Origin of the sequence: Marinobacterium jannaschii DSM 6295, assembly GCF_000620085.1 — a bacterium.
Taxonomy (GTDB): domain Bacteria; phylum Pseudomonadota; class Gammaproteobacteria; order Pseudomonadales; family Balneatricaceae; genus Pontibacterium; species Pontibacterium jannaschii.
Window position 1 is genome coordinate 97,026 of record NZ_JHVJ01000007.1, and the last position, 21,370, is coordinate 118,395.

Annotated in this window: 19 protein-coding genes; 3 read left to right on the plus strand and 16 right to left on the minus strand. The window is 55.4% G+C overall.

Features of this window, described 5'->3' with window-relative positions; genetic code table 11:
- Positions 1-4: 4 nt before the first annotated feature.
- Positions 5-2,086 (minus strand): sensor histidine kinase, encoded by a 2,082-nt coding sequence (locus Q354_RS0106805; protein WP_027856947.1) that lies wholly within the window; start codon positions 2,084-2,086, stop codon positions 5-7.
- Positions 2,083-2,793: a tRNA (guanosine(18)-2'-O)-methyltransferase TrmH gene (gene trmH / locus Q354_RS0106810; protein WP_027856948.1), complete on the minus strand. Its 711-nt coding sequence runs from the start codon at positions 2,791-2,793 to the stop codon at positions 2,083-2,085. The genes Q354_RS0106805 and trmH overlap by 4 nt, the downstream gene beginning before the upstream one ends.
- Positions 2,794-2,914: 121 nt before the next feature.
- On the opposite strand from trmH, the gene Q354_RS0106815 reads away from it, so the two are divergent.
- Complete coding sequence (locus Q354_RS0106815) at positions 2,915-3,781, plus strand: prephenate dehydratase (protein WP_027856949.1); 867 nt, start codon at positions 2,915-2,917, stop codon at positions 3,779-3,781.
- 106 nt (positions 3,782-3,887) lie between these two features.
- Here Q354_RS0106815 and Q354_RS0106820 read toward each other — a convergent pair whose 3' ends face one another.
- The 3 genes from Q354_RS0106820 to Q354_RS0106830 form a co-directional block, all read right to left on the minus strand.
- A complete protein-coding gene (locus Q354_RS0106820; RefSeq protein WP_027856950.1) occupies positions 3,888-4,427 on the minus strand; it encodes a cupin domain-containing protein in 540 nt (179 codons plus the stop codon).
- 171 nt (positions 4,428-4,598) lie between these two features.
- Positions 4,599-5,810, minus strand: a complete 1,212-nt coding sequence (locus Q354_RS0106825) for a CaiB/BaiF CoA transferase family protein (RefSeq protein ID WP_027856951.1) — start codon at positions 5,808-5,810, stop codon at positions 4,599-4,601.
- Entirely contained in the window at positions 5,810-6,997 is a 1,188-nt protein-coding gene (locus Q354_RS0106830) for an acyl-CoA dehydrogenase (RefSeq protein WP_027856952.1), read from the minus strand. The genes Q354_RS0106825 and Q354_RS0106830 overlap by 1 nt, the downstream gene beginning before the upstream one ends.
- A gap of 624 nt (positions 6,998-7,621) precedes the next feature.
- On the opposite strand from Q354_RS0106830, the gene Q354_RS0106835 reads away from it, so the two are divergent.
- On the plus strand, positions 7,622-8,662 hold the full coding sequence (locus Q354_RS0106835) for an ABC transporter substrate-binding protein (RefSeq protein ID WP_027856953.1): 1,041 nt from the start codon (positions 7,622-7,624) through the stop codon (positions 8,660-8,662).
- A 12-nt stretch (positions 8,663-8,674) separates the two neighbouring features.
- Here the strand turns inward: Q354_RS0106835 and Q354_RS0106840 are convergent, their stop codons facing one another.
- The 11 genes from Q354_RS0106840 to Q354_RS0106890 all read right to left on the minus strand — a co-directional run bounded on the left by Q354_RS0106840 (position 8,675) and on the right by Q354_RS0106890 (position 20,463).
- Positions 8,675-8,881, minus strand: coding sequence for a dodecin (locus Q354_RS0106840; RefSeq protein WP_027856954.1), 207 nt, complete (start codon positions 8,879-8,881; stop codon positions 8,675-8,677).
- 156 nt (positions 8,882-9,037) lie between these two features.
- Positions 9,038-9,772 carry an amino acid ABC transporter ATP-binding protein gene (locus tag Q354_RS0106845; protein WP_027856955.1) on the minus strand — a complete coding sequence of 245 codons (735 nt, stop codon included), beginning with the start codon at positions 9,770-9,772 and terminating at the stop codon, positions 9,038-9,040.
- On the minus strand, positions 9,769-10,440 hold the full coding sequence (locus Q354_RS0106850; protein ID WP_027856956.1) for an amino acid ABC transporter permease: 672 nt from the start codon (positions 10,438-10,440) through the stop codon (positions 9,769-9,771). Before Q354_RS0106850 ends, Q354_RS0106845 begins: the two co-directional genes overlap by 4 nt.
- An 18-nt stretch (positions 10,441-10,458) precedes the next feature.
- Complete coding sequence (locus Q354_RS0106855) at positions 10,459-11,208, minus strand: amino acid ABC transporter substrate-binding protein (RefSeq protein ID WP_027856957.1); 750 nt, start codon at positions 11,206-11,208, stop codon at positions 10,459-10,461.
- 257 nt (positions 11,209-11,465) lie between these two features.
- The gene (locus Q354_RS0106860) at positions 11,466-12,170 is read right to left on the minus strand and encodes a metal-dependent hydrolase (RefSeq protein WP_027856958.1); all 705 of its coding nucleotides are present in this window, start codon (positions 12,168-12,170) and stop codon (positions 11,466-11,468) included.
- A gap of 101 nt (positions 12,171-12,271) precedes the next feature.
- Positions 12,272-13,459 (minus strand): response regulator, encoded by a 1,188-nt coding sequence (locus tag Q354_RS24895; RefSeq protein WP_051559962.1) that lies wholly within the window; start codon positions 13,457-13,459, stop codon positions 12,272-12,274.
- Positions 13,452-14,630, minus strand: coding sequence for a response regulator (locus Q354_RS0106870; protein WP_027856959.1), 1,179 nt, complete (start codon positions 14,628-14,630; stop codon positions 13,452-13,454). Before Q354_RS0106870 ends, Q354_RS24895 begins: the two co-directional genes overlap by 8 nt.
- Positions 14,590-16,734 carry a two-component system sensor histidine kinase NtrB gene (locus tag Q354_RS27270; RefSeq protein WP_051559963.1) on the minus strand — a complete coding sequence of 715 codons (2,145 nt, stop codon included), beginning with the start codon at positions 16,732-16,734 and terminating at the stop codon, positions 14,590-14,592. The genes Q354_RS0106870 and Q354_RS27270 overlap by 41 nt, the downstream gene beginning before the upstream one ends.
- 268 nt (positions 16,735-17,002) lie before the next feature.
- Positions 17,003-17,680, minus strand: coding sequence for a haloacid dehalogenase type II (locus Q354_RS0106880; protein ID WP_027856960.1), 678 nt, complete (start codon positions 17,678-17,680; stop codon positions 17,003-17,005).
- Positions 17,681-17,761: 81 nt separating this feature from the next.
- Positions 17,762-19,372 (minus strand): methyl-accepting chemotaxis protein, encoded by a 1,611-nt coding sequence (locus Q354_RS24905; protein WP_051559964.1) that lies wholly within the window; start codon positions 19,370-19,372, stop codon positions 17,762-17,764.
- 515 nt (positions 19,373-19,887) lie between these two features.
- Positions 19,888-20,463, minus strand: a complete 576-nt coding sequence (locus Q354_RS0106890) for a glutathione S-transferase family protein (protein ID WP_027856961.1) — start codon at positions 20,461-20,463, stop codon at positions 19,888-19,890.
- Between the two features lie 293 nt (positions 20,464-20,756).
- On the opposite strand from Q354_RS0106890, the gene Q354_RS0106895 reads away from it, so the two are divergent.
- A complete protein-coding gene (locus Q354_RS0106895; protein WP_027856962.1) occupies positions 20,757-21,311 on the plus strand; it encodes a hypothetical protein in 555 nt (184 codons plus the stop codon).
- Positions 21,312-21,370 lie beyond the last annotated feature (59 nt).

The following is a 21,370-nucleotide window of genomic DNA, read 5'->3' on the forward strand; positions in this document are numbered from 1 at the left end:
TCACTTATGCTGAGCCACCAACGCGTTCAGCGCGGGGCAGCTGTACCCTGAAACAAGCACCACCCAAATCACTCCCGACCACCTCGATAGTACCGTTCAGGTCCCTGACGATGGAGGAGACGATCGCCAGCCCCAGCCCCAGCCCGCTGCCGATCGACTTCGTGGTATAGAAAGGCTCAAATAATTTTGCACGCTGATCTTCGCCAATACCGGGGCCACTGTCGGCGACATCCAGCCAGACCTGCTGCTCGTCACCGGCAATGCCGATACGCAGACAGCCGCCGCCCTGTTGCTCCATCGCATCGCAGGCGTTTTTCAATAGATTTACCACCACCTGTTCCAGCCGGGCACTGTCTCCCATCACCGCCGGTTCCGGCGTGATACGCAGGTAATCCAGCTGAATACTGCTCTGCTGAAAGCGTTGATGGAACAGCAACAAGGCCTGATCAATCACACCACAAAGTCCCACCGGTGCCAGGTGCTGCGGCTTCTTATAGGCGAAGGTTTTAAGCTGGCTGGTGATCACCGCCATGCGCTGGGTGATATCGTCGATCATCGCGAGGTTTTCATTCAGCATCTGCGGCTGATCCAGCAACTGGCGGCAGATGGCTACATAAGTGCGCATCGCGGTGAGGGGCTGGTTCAGTTCATGCACCACTGCGGCGGACATGCGTCCCAGTGCCGCCAGCTTCTCGGCCTGCAATAACTCTTCCTGGGCACTTTCCAGCGCCCGGGTACGCTCGGCGACCTTCTGTTCCAGTGACTCATTGGCCTCACGCAGGGCATGTTCAGCGCGTTTTCGACGACTGATATCAATCACCGTCACCAGGTACTGCGGTTCCGGCTCACGCTGCATCCGCCGTAACGAGATCATCATCGGGAACTCGGTACCGTCACCACGCAACCCTACCGCCTCATAGGCACTGAGAGGCGAGAAGTTATACCCCACCAGCCGCTCCAGCGCCCGGCGCAGCGGTCCGAAATTATCCAGCCCGGCAATCAGGTCGGACAACACCAGTCCGGTCACCAGCGGCTCTGAGACACCGAACAGCCGCTGAGCCATGGGATTGATAAAGCGGATCTGTCCCATGCAATTCAGGGTGATCAGGCCTACCTCCGATTGACTGATAATGGCCCGCTGCTGCTCTTCACTGCGTGTCAGGGCCTGTCGGGTTTCCTGCTGCGACAGCTGTTTCAGCTGACGCTCACGCAGGTAGAGCAGCAGGATTCCCAGCAGGAAACCTGCGCCAAGGGTTGCCAGTACCATCCGCTGACTGCTCTGCTCTGCTTCCCGGGTCGATACCAGCGCGGTGAAGGTCCAACCCAGATCATCCAGTCGCACGGACTGCGCCAACAGGCGTTCTCCCTCATTCAGCCAGAGTTCCGCACGGGCTCCGTCATCCAGCCGGATCTGCTTTCGCGTAGCCAGTTGTTCCAATGGTTGCCGGAACCACTGCTGCCTGGAAGTCATCAGAACCACACCCTGATCATCACTGACGGTAAACAGGTCAGACACCTGCAGCTTAGGAATCAGGGCCTGCAGGTCAATCCTGACAACTGCAGCACCGACAAAGCTCTGCTGGTTATAGATCGGAGCCGACAGGAACCAGGCCGGGCGTTTACCTTCGCTGTGACTGTAATAACGTCCCTCTTCACCGGCACGGGCCTGGATAAAGTACGGCTGTCGGGCATGGGAGCGGGAAAGGAAGCCATTGGCATCACGCCAGTGGCTGTAGGCCAGGGTCTGACCATGACGGTTGAGGATAAACAGACCGGACGCTCCGGCAACCAGATTGGTCTGTTCCAGATAGCGCGACACTTCGCCCCAGTTATCGAGATTTTCGGCGTAGAGCAGGCGCAGCACGTCATCATTCTGCGTCAACAAGAACGGCAGATAACGGTATTCATCCAACGCCCCGCGTATACGCTGGATATCACCCAGCAAGCGGTCGGCGGCCTGTTCCTGTAACGCGCTGTACTCCCAGCTGCGGGTGACTTTGCCAAACCAGACCGCCAGCCCCAGTGTCATCAGACACCAGAACAGGCCGGTAATAAAGACCCCGCGCCGGGCCAGCAGGGCCTTCATGATAAGGCCCGCTCTGCTGTCGGGGCGGTGCCGTTTTTTACCGCCTGATTCCAGCCCTGCGGATCGATAATCTCACCTTCCGCATCATAGGGTGGATAGGCCAGGCCACGTTTGCGACAGAACTCAGCCACCTGGCTGTTGCCCCATTCAAACAGACTCAGGGCGATCTGTTCTCCACTCAAGCGGGGCTGATCGTACATGCCCGCTGCCTGTCGCTGGTTGCGTGCTTCCATCAGGATAATCCCGGCCGCCGTGGAGACATTCAGCGAGCTGACCATCCCCATCATCGGGATGACGATATGCTCATCGGCCAGTGCACCGGCCTCGTCGCTAACCCCCTCTTTCTCAGCACCCAGCAGGATGGCACAAGGACAGGTGTAGTCGACCTGCCGGTAGTCTATCGCCCTGTCGCTGAAATGCGCCGCATAGATCTTCATGCCTTCATCACGCACCGCCGCCGCAGCCTCGGCAAAGCTCAGGTGATTGATCTTGCGGACCCAGCGATCCGACCCCAGGGTAGTGCCCCTGTAATGGTGGTAGCCGTCGCGAGGATCAACACAATGAATCTGGTGCATCCCAACGGCATCGGCATTACGGATCAGCGCCGCCAGGTTACGTGGTTTATGCACCTTATCGGCGATCAATGTCAGGTCGGGCTGGCGTTGCAGCAGCGCGGCTTTCAGCTTCTGATGGCGTTCCGGTGTCATATCTCTTACTACAATATCCCTGAGTCTCAGTGTGGCGAACTTTAAAGGACTTGTTCGCAGCTTCCTATACGTTATGACATAATTACCGCCCTTTAAAATTTCTGCTATGGATTTCTTTCACATGAGTGATCTTCCGGACATCATCGCCTATCAGGGTGTACCCGGTGCGTACTCCCACCTGTCCTGCCGTCGCGTTCATCCTGAACTGGAAGCTTTTGCCTGCAACAGCTTTGTCGACGCTATGTTTATGGTGGAAAAAGGACAGGCGCGTCTGGCGATGATTCCGCTGGAAAACTCCACGGCGGGCCGTGTGGAAGAGATCTACCGTCTGGTCCCCAAGACCCGGCTGCATATCATCGGCGAACATTTCGAGCCGGTAAACCACTGCCTGCTGGCGTTGCCGGGGACTAAGATCGAGGATATCAAAACCGTCTCCTCACACCCGCAGGCGCTGGCCCAGTGCGACGGCCATATCCGCGAACTGGGTATCGAACAGATCGCCGGACTGGATACCGCAGGCTCGGCTGCCGAGCTGGCAGCCAGCGGGGATAAAACCCACGCCGCGATCGCATCCAGTCTCGCCGCCGAACTTTACGGCCTCGAAGTACTGCGTGAAAACTTTCAGGATAAAACCGGTAACACCACCCGCTTTATCATCCTGGCCCGCGACAGCCATATGCCAAAGCTGGAAAACGATATCCGCTTTATGACCACCATCATGTTCCAGGTGCGTAACATTCCGGCGGCCCTGTACAAAGGCCTGGGCGGTTTTGCCACCAATGGCGTCAATATGGTGAAGCTGGAAAGCTATATGGCCTCAGATACCATGGCTGCCACCAGCTTCCATCTGGATGTGGAAGGTCATCCGCATCAGCAGTCGATGAAGTACGCCATTCAGGAACTGGAATTCTTCGCCAAGGAGCTGCGCATCATGGGCACCTACCCGGCGCACCCGTTCCGCTACAAGGATGATCAGATTCTGGAATAATGCAGCGGCGCGCTACGGGCTTCGCGTAGCGCGCTTTTCGACAGCAACATTGCCCGCCTCTAAGCTATCCACACCTCGCTCGCTGATCTGACACACTATCCAGTCATTAAACCGGATTGGCGCTGACAATCTCGCAGATTTCGTCGCTGATATTGCGGAAGCGGTGCGGTTTGGAGCTTTCGAAGTAGTAGCCGTCACCGACTTTGAGAATGTAGATATCGAAACCGACGGTGAGTTCGATCTCGCCACTGATCACGACTCCCCCCTCCTGGCCTGCGTGCTGCAGCATTTCGGGGCCGGTATCTGCGCCGGGGGGATAGGTCTCACGCATAATATCCATATTACGGCCACTGACCGGGGCGCCAACCAGTTTCAGCGAGACATTATTAGAGCCGATATCAGGTTGCTCAGAGGCCCGGAATACAACCGGCTCGGGTTTGATATCATCGATATCGAGGGTAAAGAAATCGCCGATGGAGATCGGGATACCGGCCAGGACTTTTTTCAGTGAACTGACCGAAGGACTGACACTGTTTTTCTCGATCATCGAGATGGAGCTGTTGGTTACACCGGCACGTTTTGCCAGCTCCCGCTGGGACAGTCCCTTTCGTTCGCGAATCGCTTTGAGTCGATCACCAAGTTCCACGCTGCGCCTGCCTTCCCGGATGAGTGAATGAACCTCAGAATCAGTTCCCGCTGCAATTATAACTGCGTTACCAATCTTTAGTTTTACTTTCATCAAACAATACAGACGAAAAGACGGGAAATTACCGGTACTTCGACCCGGGGTCACCGGTAAGCTGCTGGCTGTCGCCGTTCAGGCAACGATACCTCTGTCTTTTAATAGCGCGATCTCACTCTCATCCAGCCGCAGCAACTCTCCCAGCACCGTAGCGGTATGCTCGCCAAGGCGCGGCGAGGCCCGGCGATAGTCGATCGGTGTAGCCGAGAACTTCACCGGACTGGCGACGCCCGGCACCTCGCCGCCTCCGTCCCTTGGCAGGCTGATCTGCATCTGGCGATGCCTGACCTGAGGATCGGCAAAGACCTGCTCAATATTGTTGATCGGACCGCATGGCACGCCGGCTTCGGCCAGTTTTACCAGCCACCATTCGGTACTTTGCCGGGAGATAATCTCCTCCACCAGAGGGATCAGGTCCTGGCGATGCTCAACACGGGCCTTATTGGAGATAAAGTCCGGGTTATCTGCCAGGGTGGGCTCGCCGCCGATCTCGCAGAATTTACGGAACTGGCTGTCGTTACCTACAGCCAGAATCATATGGCCGTCCGAGGTCGCAAAAGCCTGATAGGGCACTATATTGGGGTGGGCATTGCCCAGGCGCTGTGGCGCCTTGCCACTGGCCAGGTAGTTCATCGCCTGGTTGGCCAGAGTCGCCACCTGTACATCCAGCAACGCCAGATCGATATACTGCCCCCGGCCGGTTTCATTGCGGTGCAACAGTGCGCCCTGTACAGCGTTGGCCGCATACAATCCGGTCATGACATCGGTCAGCGCGACACCAACCTTGACCGGCATCCCCTCGGGCTCGCCGGTGATACTCATCAGGCCGGACATCCCCTGAATCATAAAGTCATACCCGGCACGGCTGGCATAGGGACCGTCCTGGCCAAAGCCGGTAATGGAGCAATACACCAGACCGGGATTGATCTTACTGAGGCTGTCGTAGTCCAGGCCATACTTTTTCAGCCCGCCCACCTTGTAGTTTTCCAGCACTACATCACTGACCGCCGCCAGCTGACGCACCAGAGCCTGTCCATCGGCAGTGGTGATATCGATCGCGACGGAATTTTTATTTCGGTTAGCGGCGTGGAAATACGCTGCTTCTGCTGCATGACCCTCTTCATCCTGAATAAACGGAGGCCCCCAGCCGCGGGTATCATCACCACAGCCGGGACGCTCCACCTTGATCACTTCGGCACCGAAATCGGCCAGTATCTGACCGGCCCAGGGGCCGGCCAGGATACGGCTCAGATCCAGAACACGAATATGTTCCAGAGCGCCACTCATTAGCAGAACGCCTGAATGCCGGTAATAGCACGACCCAGGATCAGGGCGTGGATATCGTGGGTACCTTCATAGGTATTCACCGCTTCCAGGTTCATCACATGACGGATGATATGGAACTCATCAGAGATACCGTTGCCACCGTGCATATCGCGGGCAACGCGGGCGATATCCAGTGCCTTACCACAGTTATTACGTTTCATCATGGAGATCAGCTCTACCGGGCACTGACCTTCATCCATCAGCCGTCCCATGCGCAGTACGCCCTGCAGGCCAAGAGAGATCTCGGTCTGCATCTCAACCAGTTTCTTCTGAACCAGCTGGTTTGCTGCCAGCGGACGCTTGAACTGGATACGATCCAGTGTGTACTGACGGGACTGGGTCCAGCAGAACTCGGCCGCACCCAGAGCTCCCCAGGCGATACCGTAGCGTGCCTTGTTAAGGCAGCCAAACGGGCCGCTCAGGCCTTTGGCATTCGGCAGCATGGCATCTTCAGGCACCAGTACATCGTCCATAACGATTTCACCGGTGATGGAGGCGCGCAGGGAGAACTTACCTTCGATCTTCGGAGCACTCAGGCCCGGCATGCCTTTTTCCAGAATAAAGCCACGGATCTCATCATCCAGCTTGGCCCAGACCACAAAGACATCGGCCACCGGGGAGTTGGTGATCCACATTTTGGCACCTTTCAGCAGGTAACCACCGTCAACGCGGGTCGCCCGGGTTTTCATACCCGCCGGGTCAGAGCCGACATCCGGCTCGGTCAGGCCGAAGCAGCCGATCCATTCGCCGGTCGCCAGCTTAGGCAGATACTTGCGACGCTGTTCTTCTGAGCCGTAGGCATAGATCGGATGCATCACCAGTGAGGACTGCACGCTCATCGCGGAACGATAACCGGAATCAACACGCTCCACTTCGCGTGCAACCAGTCCGTAGCAAACATGGTTTACACCGGCGCAACCGTACTCTTCCGGCAAAGTAGAGCCCAGCAGCCCCAGCTCGCCCAGCTCTTGCATGATTTCGGTGTGGAAAACCTCGTTGCGATTGGCCTCGATCACGCGTGGAAGCAGCTGGCCCTGGGCATAATCGCGGGCCGCATCGCGTACCATACGCTCTTCTTCGGTTAGCTGAGAGTCCAGCAGAAGGGGGTCTTCCCAGTTAAAAACAGGTTTGCCGGATGACTGACTCATAGGTGGAGGCCTCTTTATTGTTAGTGTCTCTTGGGCGGCAGGCGCCGCGCCAGAGCTGTAGATTACTTTTCGATCAGACCATATTGTTCAATATTTTTTACATCCACAAGACATTGACCCTGCAAAAAATTCACGCACTATCCGCTTCACACGCGATCAGTTAATAACCAACGAATGCTCAATAACTGTGCAGTGCGTCTGAGAAATGGCGGCAGTTCGGTCATCTATCCCGGCTATAAATTAGCTAAGCAGGCATAATGTCGACATTTACTAAAAACAACGATGATATAAAGCTTAAATGTCGACAAGTTCGGAGTATGGAAAAACGACGAAATCGCATTCCATACAAAAGTATGAGGTGATTCTGCCATCCTTTTCTTTACCTGCCGACAACGCAGGTGTTAGAAATAGCGCACAGCTTTTTACTTTTTAGTTGATCCAGATCAGTAACGATCGCTCAGGATTAAGCGGACCTCAGGGAAAGAAATCGATGCCGCCACTGTGCTTTAGCCGCCACTCCCCTCCTTGCCGTCCGTCTCCGGTCAGAAAGCTCGCCCCCTGTATCCGGATACAATCCGGTTGCCGGCCCGATCACAGCAACATAACAACAAAGACAGAAGCCAGATGAAGTACGCAGCCGCCGTCACACTCAGTACCCTAGCCAGCCTGTTCAGCTCCGGCATCAGCTATGCCGACAACCCTCTTACCGTGGTTGCCTTCGGGGGTGCTTCTCAGGAGGCACAACGCCAGGTCTTTTTTAAACCCTATGAGCAACGCAGCGGCATCAGGATCAGCGAGCAAAGCTACAACGGCGGCCTGAGTGACGTTAAGACGATGATCGAGAACAACAATGTCCGTTGGGACGTGATCCAGATGGAAGATCCCGACCTGATTTCCGGCTGCAAGAAGGGCTATTTTGAACCGATCAACTGGAGCAGGCTCGGGGGACAGCAGCAGTTCCTGCCCAGCGCAGTCAGCCGCTGTGGTGTCGGGCATATCGTCTGGTCAACCGTACTGTCCTACGATAAACAGCGCTTCCCGGCCGGCCCTTCTGGCTGGAGTGATTTCTGGGACACCCAGCGCTTTCCCGGCAACCGGGGGATGCGCCAGGGTCCGCGCGGCAATCTCGAATATGCGCTGATGGCAGACGGCGTCCCTCCGGAAAAAGTCTATGTCTACCTTGAGACCAAAACCGGCCAGGACCGTGCCTTTGCCAAACTGGATCAGCTTAAGCCCTATATCAAATGGTGGAAGTCAGGCTCACAACCACCCCAGTGGCTGGAAAACGGCGAAGTGGCAATGACGACGGCGTACAACGGCCGCATCACCAATGCCAATAAGGCAGGTAATGATTTCCGTATCGTCTGGGACGAACAGATGTTCTCGGTGGATTCCTGGGCAATCATATCCGGCAGCCCCAACCGCTCGGCTGCGATGGATTTTATCGCCTTTGCCAGCTCTCCGGAGGTATCGGCCAGATATCCAACCCTGATGCCCTATGGCGTGACCAATCGTGAGGCGATCAAAGCCATACCGCCTCAGATCGCAGCCAACCTGCCGACCCATCCGGACAACACCGTGCGGGTACTCAGGGAAGACTCCCAGTTCTGGATTGATCACCAGGAGCAGCTTGGCAAGCGCTTCGAACGCTGGCTAAACCTCTGATCGCAGACCGGCTCAGTTAAGTCTGAAGCCCACTTTCATCACCACCTGGAAGTGGGCAACCTCTCCCTGACTGATGTGTCCCCTGATCTCATCGACTTCGAACCATTCCAGATGATCAATGGATTCCGAGGCCTTTGAGACTGCCTGACGAATCGCATCATCGATGCTCTCCGCAGACGAGCCCACCACATCTATCTTTTTATATACATGATCACTCATGGTTATTCTCCGCTGCTGCAGGTTACAGGAACTACAGTAGTGAATAACTATGGTTGGCAATCAACAGTTCGACAAGTCGGGCCGAACTGTCCGGGCGGCGGGGACAAAAAAGCCCGACCGGTAAGGGTCGGGCTTTATCCGAATATGCGCGGGCTGCTAACGCAGTACCTTACGCAAGAAGGCACGGGTTCTGTCATCGTCAGGCTGGCTGAAGATCTTCTGCGGCGGCCCCTGTTCGACAATACGCCCGCCCTCCATAAAGATCACCCGGTCGGCAATATCCCGTGCGAAGTCCATCTCATGAGTAACAATCACCATGGTCTGCTTACGGTGCGCCAGCTTTTTCATCAGCTGCAGTACCTCCTCTACCCATTCCGGGTCGAGCGCAGAGGTTGGCTCGTCGAACAGCATGACCTGGGAGTGTGATGCCATCGCACGGCCAATGCCCACCCGCTGCTGCTGCCCCCCGGAAAGCGACGCCGGATAACTGTCAGCCTTATCGGCCAGACCGATATCACTGAGAATCTGGGCCGCTTCCTGCAGTGCTTGCGGCTTCGGCTTTTTCCAGACAGTAATCAGCCCCTCAGCAATATTCTGCAGCGCCGTCTTATTGGCAAACAGGGCATAGTTCTGGAAAACAAAGCTGGTATTACGGCGTAACTTAAGAACTGACTTTCGGCTGGCATGGGCGGCATCAACCTGAGTATCGCCGATTGAGATAATCCCGGCATCGGGCTGCTCCAGATAGTTGATGCAGCGCAACAGCGTCGACTTCCCGGTACCGGAGGGGCCGATCACTACAATGATTTCCCCTTCGGCTATGTCCAGGTTAATCCCATCCAGCACTTTCTGGCCGTTATAGGCTTTAGTCAGGTTTTGGATGCGGATCATCGCTGATAGGCCCTGTTCAGTCTTTTTTCCATCATCATCTGCAACCGGGTAAACAGCACCACCACTACCCAGTAGATTAATGCCACTGCGAGGAAGCTTTCAAAGAAACGAAAGCTGGAAGACGCTTCCATCTGTGCCCGCGCCATCAGCTCCGCAACTCCCAGTGTAAACGCCAGGGACGTGGACTTGATCATATCAACAAACTGATTCATCAATGATGGCAGGGCAATCCGTGCGGCCTGCGGCAACACGATACGGCGCATCGCCATCAACGGTGACTGACCGATTGATAATGCCGCTTCCATCTGACTCTTATCGATTCCCAGAATAGCCGCGCGTATCGATTCCGCCATATAGGCCGAGAAATGGAGCGACAGGCCAATCACCGCGGCAGTAAAGGCATCAATCCCGACCATCAGCGGAAAGATCTGCGGCAGACCGTAATAGAGCAAAAACAGCTGCACCAGCAGCGGGGTACCGCGAAAAAAGGAGATATAGAGCTGTACCAGCCAGTCCAGCACCGGCACACGGAAGACTCGCACCACCGCCATAAAGACAGCCAGAGCCAGTGCAAACACCAGCCCCAGCAGCGCCATCTTCAGTGTGATGCCGAGATATCCCAGCAGCAGTGGGATTATCTCGACAAAGTAAGTGACATCGAAGTTCATGATCGTGCGCAGTGCACCTTATTGGGTGATATCAGCATCAAACCATTTGGTAGAAATCTTCGCCAGGGTGCCATCGGCACGCATTTCGGCCAGTACCCGGTTCAGTTCTGCCTGCAGTTTCTTGCCCTTCTCATTATTCAGCAACGGCCAGGCATTACGGATCGTTTCAAATGCTTCACCGGCATGTACAAAGGGCAGGCGATGCTGCTTGATCAGTTCCAGTGAAGAGACCCGGTCCATCACGAAAGCGTCGATGCGACCCAGCATTAGTTCCTGCTCGATACCGGTGTCATAGGTTTTTATATTGATCTGGTTCTGCTTATCGTAGCTACGCAGCAGCTGCTCGTAATTAGAACCCAGATTCACCGCAACCGTCTTACCTTTCAGGTCTTCGATCCCTTTGATCGCGCTGCCTTTACGGGTAACGACCTGAGCGCCATCAACGACATAAGGGTTAGCAAACAGGTATTTCGCCTGACGCGCTTCAGTCATGGTGATCTGGTTAGAGATCGTGTCAATACGGCCGCTCTCCAGCAGCCCAAACAGGCCGGAGAAGTTGGACGTTACGAACTCGACCTTGTAATCGTTGCGCTGACCGATCTCATTCCACAGATCAACCTCAAAGCCCTGCAGTACATCCTTCTTCACAAATGTGAACGGGAAATACTGGCCTGACATACCAACCTTAACCACTTCTGCCGCCAGTGCAGACTGAGTTACCAGTGTCATTGCTACGACAGCCGCAGCCTTACGAATATGTTTGATCATCACCGTCTCCCGAGACCACATATATCAATATAGAATATAAAAATAACCAACATAGACTTAATTGGTATAATTGGCGCGGATAATACACCTTTAGTCGCAGATTGACAGAGCCTCGCCGCCTCTGAGTAACGGCGAAACTGTGGAAAATGACAGGCGAAATCGAAGAATCCGCTGCTAACAAAATAGCAGAGTGGGAAATGAGGTAAGCTGATCAGGTAAAAACAGAAACTTTTTCCGAATTTTACCTGACCCGGCAGTCAATCCATCACCTGAAACGGCCAGTGCAGGGCCAGCAGACGCTCCCAGGGCTGGTTCTGCAGATAACCTGTCAGGGCACTGATATCCGGTAACATCCAGAACAGTGCGCCACTGAGTACCAACAACAGCAAACTCGCCGGCCAGCTGTTCAGGCTCAGCAACTTAGTTGCTGAGCCGAAAGAGGTTTTCAGCTCAAACCCTTCCAGGTCAACCGAATACAGCTCGTCCAGCAACAGGTGAATCAAGAATCCAAATCCGGTAAACAGCCCAATCAGCCATGAGAAACGGGCACTATGGGCAAATACTTCGTAGCTGAGCCAGACCGCCAGAAAACTGCAGAAGACTCCGGCCAGCAACGAGTGCCAGATGCCCCGGTGCACGGAGAATCGGGCAAACAGCTCCATAACGCCATAACGTACCGACACAAAGGAGATCGCCAGCGCGCCCCAAAACCAGTAAACCGAGAGTGTGCGGGGTAACAGAAATATCAGCGAGATGGCACAGGCCACGGCCAGCACTGTGAAGATATAGCGGATAGAGCGTGACGAGTCGGAATCGATATCTGGCAGGATGCCGGCGCCACTGCCCACCAGCCAGAGCAATGCCCCCTGACCGGCACTCAAACCGCCACCGGCCACCAGCGCCGTGGCCAGCATGGCACTGCCAATACTTGCCGTCGTGATATGTGTTTTGAAATCAGCCATAGAACCTGTCCGCAACGGAAATGCGCTCAGTCTATCGGCAGTATCCTGTAAATGCACCCGCGGCCGCACTGCATCGGAATGAATGGATACGGCCCGGGATGTTAACTGGCGGCAGGCTCGGTCTGCTCTTCAGGTGTCTCGACCGGAGCTGGCACCAGTACCCGAACCCGCTGATCACCGCCCTGCTGATTGTAGGTATAGATCTGGATACGCAGCAGCATCGCTTCCGATATCTCATAGCCCTTGGCCAGTATCAGTGAGCTGTCGTTCTTAAGCAGATCCTGATCCAGTACCATCCCCACCGCCAGCTGTCCCAGCGGCAGTAACTTGGTTACCAGGTCATCATTACAACTCAGCGTCGCCAGATGCCGGACTACCTCGGGATGATACTCTTCCTCCTTGCGCTCCAGCCAGGCAATCGCTTCAGCGTGACAGCAGCCATTGGCCAGCAGGCGGTCGTACTCCAGCACGACCTTAATCATATGCCCACCCAATAGAGCCCGATCATCTCCTGTCAGCTTGCCGGCATCACCGCTGAAACTGATATTGTCCTTCTGATACCGTACCATCCGCGCCACCCTGGATAGCCGGGGGACCTTCTCTATCAGTAAGGCGCCCTGATGAGGCACGGCCATCATCAGCTGCTTCTCTTCGCTGTTGAGGATCTCTCCGTTGGCAATCTTATTCAGCAGGCTGTCTTCCAGCGCCACTGCCCCCAATTCGCTCAGCATTGCGGCAATTTCAAACTCCCAGCGCTGGGAAAGCTCCATTGCATCGGCCAGATGGCGGATATAGCGCTTCACCCGTACGCCATGACTAAACAGGGCCGGATTGATCTGGCTGAGCATCTCCACCAGCAAAGCGATGGTGCCTTTAAGCGTTTTATCGAGCAGTTCCCGCTCCATCCGCTGCAGCCGATGGTGTTCCAGCCCCGCCTCCAGCGCATGGGCGATATCGTCCATCGCACTGGGTTTGGTCATAAAGCGGAAGATCTGGCCGCGATTAACCGCTTCTATAGCCGATTGCATATCCGCCTGGCCAGTCAACAGAATCCGCACCGTGTTGGGGTATTGCTCGCGCACCCGGCCCAGGAATTCGGCACCGTTCATACGGGGCATCTTCATATCAGAGACAATCAGGGCAAAAGGGCCGTTTTGCTCTATCTGCTCCAATCCCTCGACACCATCCATGGCAGTAAAGACCTGATACTTTTTCCGAAACTGCCGTTTGAAAGAGTGCAGTATGTTCTCGGCATCATCGACCACCAGTATCTTTTCCAGACTATTCACTGCACAGGCCCTCCTCTGCCAGTGTTTGCCACTCCGCCGGGCTGCCGGCTGCGAGCAGTCGTTCTTCATATTCCCCCTGACCATCGGTCAGCAGGTTTGCTGCGTGCAGTATGCGTTTCAGCCTATACCAGGGCTGCTCCGGGACATTCCTGGATACCCGTCCCAGCAGGCTGAAGATCACACCGTCCGGCAGCCCCCAGATTCCGAGCATGAACGCCCCCATCACAACATGATCCGCTCCGGCCACCTTACGTTCAGCGATGAGGATATCAAGCTGATCCTGCTCCATGCACTGCAGAATCTGCTCATACATATCCGGCGCATAGCTGACCAGGGCCAGCTCTCCCAGGTCCTGAAACATCGCTGCCGAACAGAGATAGTCCATCTCCAGCCGGTTAAGTGCTTCGAGTTCTCCCAGACGACGGGCCACCCCCAGCACCCTCAACCCGCGCAGCCAGATCTGGTCCAGGTCAAATCGCCGGCTGATCTCCGGGTCAACCTGTTCAAACAGCTCGGTCATCAGTACCAGCGCCTTGATCCGCTCCAGGCCCAGCATCATGACAGCTTCCTGAGGCGAGGATACTTCACGTGGCACGCCGAAAAATGCGGTGTTCACAACCTTCAGGGTTTTGGCTGCAATTACCGGGTCCTTAGAGATCAGTCCGGCGATATCATCAATGCTGTATTCCGGCTGCTCCAGCAGATCGCGCAGGGATTCATAGACCTTGGGAATACTTGGCAAGCGCCCTACGCTTGCCAGCATTTTCTGTACACCACGCACACGGATTAGGCGGGACAGTAATAATGCCCGCTCCAGCGTCGCGCTGAGACGCTCTGGCTCACAGGGCTTTGCCAGAAACTGGTGAGCCACATCGATCACATCAGATAAGCGCCGGTCGGAGGACTCCCCGGACAGGATCACCCGGATACAGTGGGGCTCCTTGATGCGTAACTGGCGCAGGATCTCAATACCGTCACGCCCCGGCATCTTCATATCGACTACGGCAATGTCGATAGCCTCACGCCGTATCAGCTCCAGGGCTTCACCGTAGTCAGTAAAGAAGTACAGATCCCACTCCTTTTTACGGCGCCAGAGCAGGCGCTCTATTCCCTTGACGACATTCTCCTCATCATCCAGAAACAGGATCCGCGGTTTCTTCCTTGTACTCATCTTGGTCGCCCTCAGACAGAGGTAGTCGAATAATAAAACAGCTTCCACTGCCCGGCTCTGAGCAGAATGTCAGTGTGCCTCCATGCTGCTCCTGAATCACCTTATGACTAATCGAGAGTCCCTGACCGGTGCCCTTGCCCACCGGCTTAGTGGTAAAAAACTGATCGAAAATAAACGGCTGAACCTCTGCGGGGATTCCGCCTCCGCTATCACTGACGCGTATCTCCAGCCAGCTGCCGTCGGCGCTGCTGGCAATCCGCAACTCACCTTTAGTCCCCTCCTCGCCTTCGACCACGTCGGCAATAGCGTCACTGGCATTGACGATCAGGTTCAGCATCACTTCGCTCAGGGGACCGGGATAAGTGCGAATCAATGGCAGTGCCGGGTCCAGGTCGAGCTGCAGCTCTGCAATATGCTTCCAGATATTGCGGGTGATGGTGACAGTTGTCTGAATCACTCGATTGATATCGGTCTCAACCTTTTCATCACTGCCGGGATGGGAAAAGTCTTTCATTGCCCTGACGATACGACTGACATGATCAACTCCGTCCAGCGCCTGCAGTACCGCTCTTGGCACCTCGTCCATCAGGTAATCCAGTTCCAATTCGTCAATCAGGCTCTGCAGACGAGTGATTTCCGGCCCAGGTGGCTGCTTCAGTACCCATTCACTGCAATGGCCTGCAAACTGAGCCACATCAGTAAACGCATCCCGCAGAAAGTGCAGGTTATCCCCGACATACTGGATAGGTGTGTTGATCTCATGGGCAATTCCGGCAGCCAGCTGACCAATGGACTTCAGGCGCTCCGCCTGCTGCGCCTCTTTCTCTGCTTCCACTTTGGTGGTGATATCATCCAGTAACATCAGGTAACCGCCGAAGTTACCACGCTCATCCAACAGCGGCGTAATAACGATAGAGAACACGCCCACCTGCCCGTCGACATGGGTGAAAGGCGCTTCAAAGCGCTCAGTCGTTACTTTCTCTGTCAGGCAGGTCAGTACCTGCAGGGAAATATGCTTCCAGCTCCACTCCAGCGGCAGTCCCATGATCGAACGTCCCAGCACCTCCTCTGCCTCCAGCCCCAGGTAGTGTTGGGCCGCATGATTCCAGTGACTGACACAATCATAGATATCGACACCGACAATGGCGGAACTGATCGATTCGATCAGTTGGTTATTCTGCTGATACACCCGGTCAACCCTTTCATGCTCCCGATAGCGGGTGATCAGGCTGCAAAAGGCGGTGGCTATCTCATCGGCAGCGCAAGAAGTCAGCTCGGCGATATCGAAGTGACGGTCGCAATGGAACATCACCACTCCCAGCAGCCGCTCATTGTCATAAACCGGAATCAGACAGCAAAGTTCATCGATCGTCTTCGGGGGATGAAACAGCATCCGCTCGCCCTGACTGTCATCATTAACAATCGCCAGATTCAGTCCTGCTTCGATCAGGAGTTTCGCCTCCTCATCAACATTGCAGCCGGCGACTAACTTCAGTGTCTGCGAGCCAGGGTAAAGCAGACAGATTGCGCTTTGCGCCGCCGCATCAACGTAACCAACCCGGTTAAGTTCTGCCAGCGCGGCGTCGAGCAGGGTATCCAGTATCTGGCCGCTGAACGGAAGCCGGTGCAGCGCCAGCAGCAAGGTCTGTGTCTGTCGGTAGATATACTTCTGACGCTGCCCCGCGGATGACCGCAGGCACGCAGCCAGTTGTGTTGCGAGATGATCCGGCGGGTCGTTCAGGTTAAGGCAGCTGAACAGCTGCGGAGATAAGCTGGAAGGCAGGCTTTCACCGAGCGGCAGGAAGCCAAAAACGGGGGGCTCATCTCCCATTAACGTCAGAGCGTCGGTGCAGGAGAGCGGAAGATCCACCGTATTCACCAGAACCAGATCGTAGTAGTGCCCCTGTAAAAGCGCACTGATCCCCCAGAGCGACTCCTGCCGGGCCAGCGAAAGGTAATATTCACAGATCTCAGCGGCGCTATTCAGCACCGCCTCCAGACGGGCGAAGTTTTCATCGTCACTGCAACATACCGCCACATAGATTCCGTGACGCTTTACTGCGTTTCGCCCAGCACTGCGGACTTCCTGATCCACAAGTTCCATTTTTCCCCCTGAACATCCCGGTATTCCCTGGCCGAAGACGGCGTTTTACAACCCCGTCCTGTCACTGCTTCGCTGAAAGCCCTGCTCCGACAGCCTGTATGGTGAGACTGCAAAAAAGGACTTTCAAAACAAAGCTCAGCGCAGATAACGCAGTCCGGCCGGTACTCAGCCGAATCTCTTACCTACAGGGATTCAGGTTAGTCCAGATTTTTGCGGCAGCAAGTAGACTGCCGGAATTGAGGAGTCAGAAATCTGGTTATATATCAGGCTATTCAAGGGTGGAGAAGTAAGCGCTTAGCTCGCTCAGACTGGAGAGTGTTGTACTGGGTTGCCACTCCCAGCAGTCAAACTGAATCGTCGGATCACGCTGAATCCAGACCGCTTCCCAACCGGCCGCGCGGGCACCGATAATATCGAACGGATTGCTGGACACCAGCCAGGTATCCGCTGCGTCGACCGCGGACTCCCGCAGGAAGTGTTCATAGACGCGGGGATCAGGCTTGAAGCTTTTGACCGCATCGACACTGATAATCCCCTTCACGGTACCGTGCAGATCTGCATGAGCAAACAGAGACTCAAGATCATCCGGTTCCCCATTCGAAAAGGCCCAGCAGGCGATATCCTGCTGCTTCAGGGCGCTGAGAGCCGGCACGGTGTCGTCATAGGCCGGCAGCCGCGTATAGGCTGCCATCAGCGCTTCCTTATCGGCCTCGGACAACTTAATGGCCAGCTCAAGGCAGGTAAAGTCCAGTGCCTGCCGGGTACAGACAGCAAAGCCGCTGTAGGCGTCCATCAGGCCGCGCCGAAAACTGTATTCCAGCTGTTTCTGCCGCCACAATGCCGAGAAGGCACCGGCCCTCTGTCCCAATAATCCCTCTAACTCACGCACCACTCCGTGTGGGTTGATCAGGGTTCCGTAGACATCAAAAGCGATGGTTTTAGACATGGCAGCCTCCCGCTGGATTTCTGTGGGCAGGCATTATCTATATCACTCTACCTGCCTCTGAACCAGACGCATAAGGTGGTATCAGACTTTAAACCGGGCGACCAGATCCTGCAGCTGACGGGCCGAGCCATCCAGTGCGCCGCTTACCTGCTGGGTTTTACCAACACCATGCGCCACAGTCCCCCCCAGCTCCTTGAAGCTGGCAACCTGTTCCCGCACCGAGCTGACTTCAGTGCGGGAATCCGTGGCCAGGCGAGCCGCCTGGTCACAGGCCTGACTCAGGTCGGAGATCGTCTGACGGATTGCAGACAGGCTGGTGACCGTGTTCTGCGCCAGTTCTACCGACTCCCGCGCTTTATCCTGATTGGAGGCCATGGTATCCACCGACGTGGTGATCGAGATAACGATCGACTCCAGCATACTGTTGATCTCGATGGTGGACTGGCGGGTACGGTTAGCCAGCGTCCGGACTTCATCGGCCACAACCGCAAAACCACGTCCGGTCTCGCCGGCACGGGCTGCCTCAATCGCAGCATTCAGTGCCAGCAGGTTGGTCTGGTCGGCAATATCAGCAATGGTCCCCACCACACCAGCAACCTGATCACCGGCATTACGCAGTGCCAGCAGCGAGGAGGCCGTGGTTTCGATATCTCCGGCCAGCGCTTCAATACTTTCAGCCGTCTTCGCCACGGCCCGGGCACCCGCTTCGACCTCTTCAGCGCCCTGCTGGGCGGATTCTGAAGCTGAATAAGAATATCCGGCCCCGGAGTCGATCTGCGCTTCCAGCTGGGTCATCAGTGACACCAGACGGTCGATCTCATTATTCAGGTGATTCACCGTATCATCGGAGGCGCAGGCCGCATCGCCAAGCGCATTGACCGACTGACCGATACTATCGATCGCGTCCATCACGCTGCTCATACCGGCCCGGAACACCGACAGCAGGTCATTGACACTGTGCGCTGCGCGGCCTATCTCGTCATTACTCTGCACCGGAATCTGCACACTGAGATCGTGACTGTCTGCCACCTCGATCAGCTCATTGGCAAGCAGGGTGATCGGTTTAGCCACCTGCCGGCGGGCAAAGATAAAGCCGGCTGCCGCAACCAGGCCGATGATGGTAACCAGCACTGCCACCATCTGGATGGTTTCATTCATATTCTGCAGAATCTGCTCTGAACTCTGAGCCGCATCCTCTGATACCGCGCGCTTCACACGTTCCAGACGCTGCAAGGCCGCCGCTGAAAGATCGGTCAGGACCATCAGCTCGGAGCGGGCGCTGTTCCAGTCGATATCGGAAGCCGACATTATGTTGTGAACCTGATCCAGTGAACGGCTGATGCTGCCAAGGTCCCTCTCCAGGCCGCCGACCTCGCGATAACCGGTTTCCTGAAGTTTTTCCAGGTTGCCCATCATCAGTCGATCCAGCTCGCTTCGCTTCTGCTCGAACTGCGCCACTGATGTGGTGGTACCGTAGAGAGAATAGGCCGATAGTTCCTGCTCTTTAACCGTAGAAGCGGTCAGCTCCAGATATTCGAGTTCGGGTATGGTTTTCTCGACAAACATCGACACCCGGCTACTCACGCTGCTGGTGGTATTGATAAGCATCACTGCAGCGATGGCCGTGATCACAAACACCGCGGCATAGCCTGCAAATACCTTTGAACTGATGGAGCCAAACAGTTTATTCATACCTATATCCCAACAGGTTTAAGAGATTCAGCGTAGACAGAGTATATAACTCTTTTAAGCATAACGACTTAGCTTGTAGATACTTGAGCAAATTTGTCATCTATTTCATGGCAGACAAACCGCTGTATCGCGCCTGACAGCCGCTTTGTGTGCTGCTGTGACAGCGGCAAGGGTAAAAAAATCCTAAAGCAATGCCAGACCCGAAAACTGGTTTCGATGCATCGCTCAAGCACACACCGGTTATTTAGTTCGGGCCTGGTACGAAAGCCGATTGTCGGCCGGGGAAGCCTGGGCAGAGGATCTGCATTATCTTGATGAAGTGGCCCTGCCCGCTGAAGAGACTCTGGTTGGATGGGGATCTGGCATCAGCCGAATCCGGAACAGAGTGAAGGTCGTGTGGATAGCACCCACATTGCAGTGCTGGCCGGTTGTCTGAAACAGTTCAGCCGATCCACTGTTTTGCCCGGACAAGCAGCGCTTACCGCTGCCTGTTCTGAGCGATCAATATTCCAGCCTCAGACCGCAAGCCGTGGATCGGTGCGGGCAACGTTTTCACTCTGCTGATGCTGTTTGTGAAATGCCGACAGGTTAGGCAGATCCGAAAAATCATGCAGTTCACGGAAGATCACCCAGTCAAGCATGGTGTAGAGGCAGATCGCCGGATAGTTCCAGTCGGCAAAGCCGCCATCAGCAACCATCCCCTCCAGCACTTTCAGAGTCTGACCGATGCGCTCATTCTGCAGGCCGCAGACCGGCTGCGCGTCAGCAGCCACTCCTGAGCGCTTTAGCAGCAACAGGGTGACAAAAGAGTCACCCGCAGCATCGACCAGTGTCAGGCGGTTCTCATCTTCCCAGCTCAGCACGGGCAGGTTCATTTTCTGCGTCAGGTAACGTGATATTACCCGTGAATCGTAGATCCGCTGCTCGCCATCCACCAGCACCGGCACTTTCATCGCCGGCGTATACTGGCGTAGCTGATCACGCCCTTCCGGGGTAAAGATATTAAGGTCGATAAACTCATAGGCCGATTCCGGCAGCCAGAGTCGCAGACGGCGTACATAGGGTGAGGTGGATGAGCCAATCAGTTTCATTGCTGCGTTTCCTTATGCTGTGTAGTCAAACAGGACTCCGGATTGAGCCAGCAGAAGCAGGCGGCTGTCGAGTTAAAAAGCCTGCAAGTCACAGAAAACTCTGTTGCTAATTTAGTCTTACCGATGTGATTACTCCCAGTGAACAGAAATAGCTAAAGGCGCTTCAGCTCACCTAACTTCGCATGTTACCGAAGCAGGTACTAACCTTTAGCGTAAGACAGGAACTTAATACCCTGATGCCAGGGTATGCAAATGCGGACGGGAGGATTGAAATACAACGTAGGAGCCGTGTTATGAACCGACACTACTACATCAGCGACAACCTCGATGATCTGGAATCCCTCGAGCATGAACTGGAGGAGCACGGAATCAATATCGAGCAAATCCACGTCCTTAGCGAAAAAAATGCGGAAGTCGAACAACACCACCTGCATGAAGTGACATCCCTGATGAAAAATGACGCCGTGCACTCCGGAGAGATCGGTGCAGCGATCGGCGTGCTGCTGGCAGCGATCATTCTGGGCCTGTCATGGCTGTTCGGCTGGACTGACACCGCCGTTGGCTGGATGCCGTTTATCTTTCTGGCCATCGTGGTGATCGGCTTCTGTACCTGGGAAGGAGGCTTCCTCGGTATCCAGATGCCCAACAGTCATTTCCAGCGCTTTAAACGCGCCCTCAAACGCGGTAAGCATATCTTTTTTGTAGACGTAGAACCCGAGCAGGAACCCCTGCTGGACGAGATCGCTCATCACCACCCTATGCTGAAAGATGCGGGCACCGGCAGCGCCGTGCCTCACTGGGTTGTGTCATGGCTGCACACCTGGCACCAGTTCAAACGCACCATCTGAAGCGGGGCTTTCAGCCTTATCTCAGTCTCATCGCCCGGATGCCAGGGAAGGCATCGCAG

Bases quoted from the DNA above. Each gene is read 5' to 3' on its own strand.
- Q354_RS0106895 (WP_027856962.1), top strand. From the start codon at position 20,757: ATGAACCGACACTACTACATCAGCGACAACCTCGATGATCTGGAATCC.
- Q354_RS0106845 (WP_027856955.1), bottom strand. From the start codon at position 9,772: ATGATCCGCATCCAAAACCTGACTAAAGCCTATAACGGCCAGAAAGTG.
- Q354_RS0106815 (WP_027856949.1), top strand. From the start codon at position 2,915: ATGAGTGATCTTCCGGACATCATCGCCTATCAGGGTGTACCCGGTGCG.
- Q354_RS0106860 (WP_027856958.1), bottom strand. From the start codon at position 12,170: ATGGCTGATTTCAAAACACATATCACGACGGCAAGTATTGGCAGTGCC.
- Q354_RS0106830 (WP_027856952.1), bottom strand. From the start codon at position 6,997: ATGAGTCAGTCATCCGGCAAACCTGTTTTTAACTGGGAAGACCCCCTT.
- Q354_RS0106850 (WP_027856956.1), bottom strand. From the start codon at position 10,440: ATGAACTTCGATGTCACTTACTTTGTCGAGATAATCCCACTGCTGCTG.
- Q354_RS0106840 (WP_027856954.1), bottom strand. From the start codon at position 8,881: ATGAGTGATCATGTATATAAAAAGATAGATGTGGTGGGCTCGTCTGCG.
- Q354_RS0106805 (WP_027856947.1), bottom strand. From the start codon at position 2,086: ATGAAGGCCCTGCTGGCCCGGCGCGGGGTCTTTATTACCGGCCTGTTC.
- Q354_RS24905 (WP_051559964.1), bottom strand. From the start codon at position 19,372: ATGAATAAACTGTTTGGCTCCATCAGTTCAAAGGTATTTGCAGGCTAT.
- Q354_RS0106870 (WP_027856959.1), bottom strand. From the start codon at position 14,630: ATGAGTACAAGGAAGAAACCGCGGATCCTGTTTCTGGATGATGAGGAG.
- Q354_RS0106880 (WP_027856960.1), bottom strand. From the start codon at position 17,680: ATGTCTAAAACCATCGCTTTTGATGTCTACGGAACCCTGATCAACCCA.
- Q354_RS27270 (WP_051559963.1), bottom strand. From the start codon at position 16,734: ATGGAACTTGTGGATCAGGAAGTCCGCAGTGCTGGGCGAAACGCAGTA.
- Q354_RS0106890 (WP_027856961.1), bottom strand. From the start codon at position 20,463: ATGAAACTGATTGGCTCATCCACCTCACCCTATGTACGCCGTCTGCGA.
- Q354_RS0106855 (WP_027856957.1), bottom strand. From the start codon at position 11,208: ATGATCAAACATATTCGTAAGGCTGCGGCTGTCGTAGCAATGACACTG.
- Q354_RS0106825 (WP_027856951.1), bottom strand. From the start codon at position 5,810: ATGAGTGGCGCTCTGGAACATATTCGTGTTCTGGATCTGAGCCGTATC.
- trmH (WP_027856948.1), bottom strand. From the start codon at position 2,793: ATGACACCGGAACGCCATCAGAAGCTGAAAGCCGCGCTGCTGCAACGC.
- Q354_RS0106835 (WP_027856953.1), top strand. From the start codon at position 7,622: ATGAAGTACGCAGCCGCCGTCACACTCAGTACCCTAGCCAGCCTGTTC.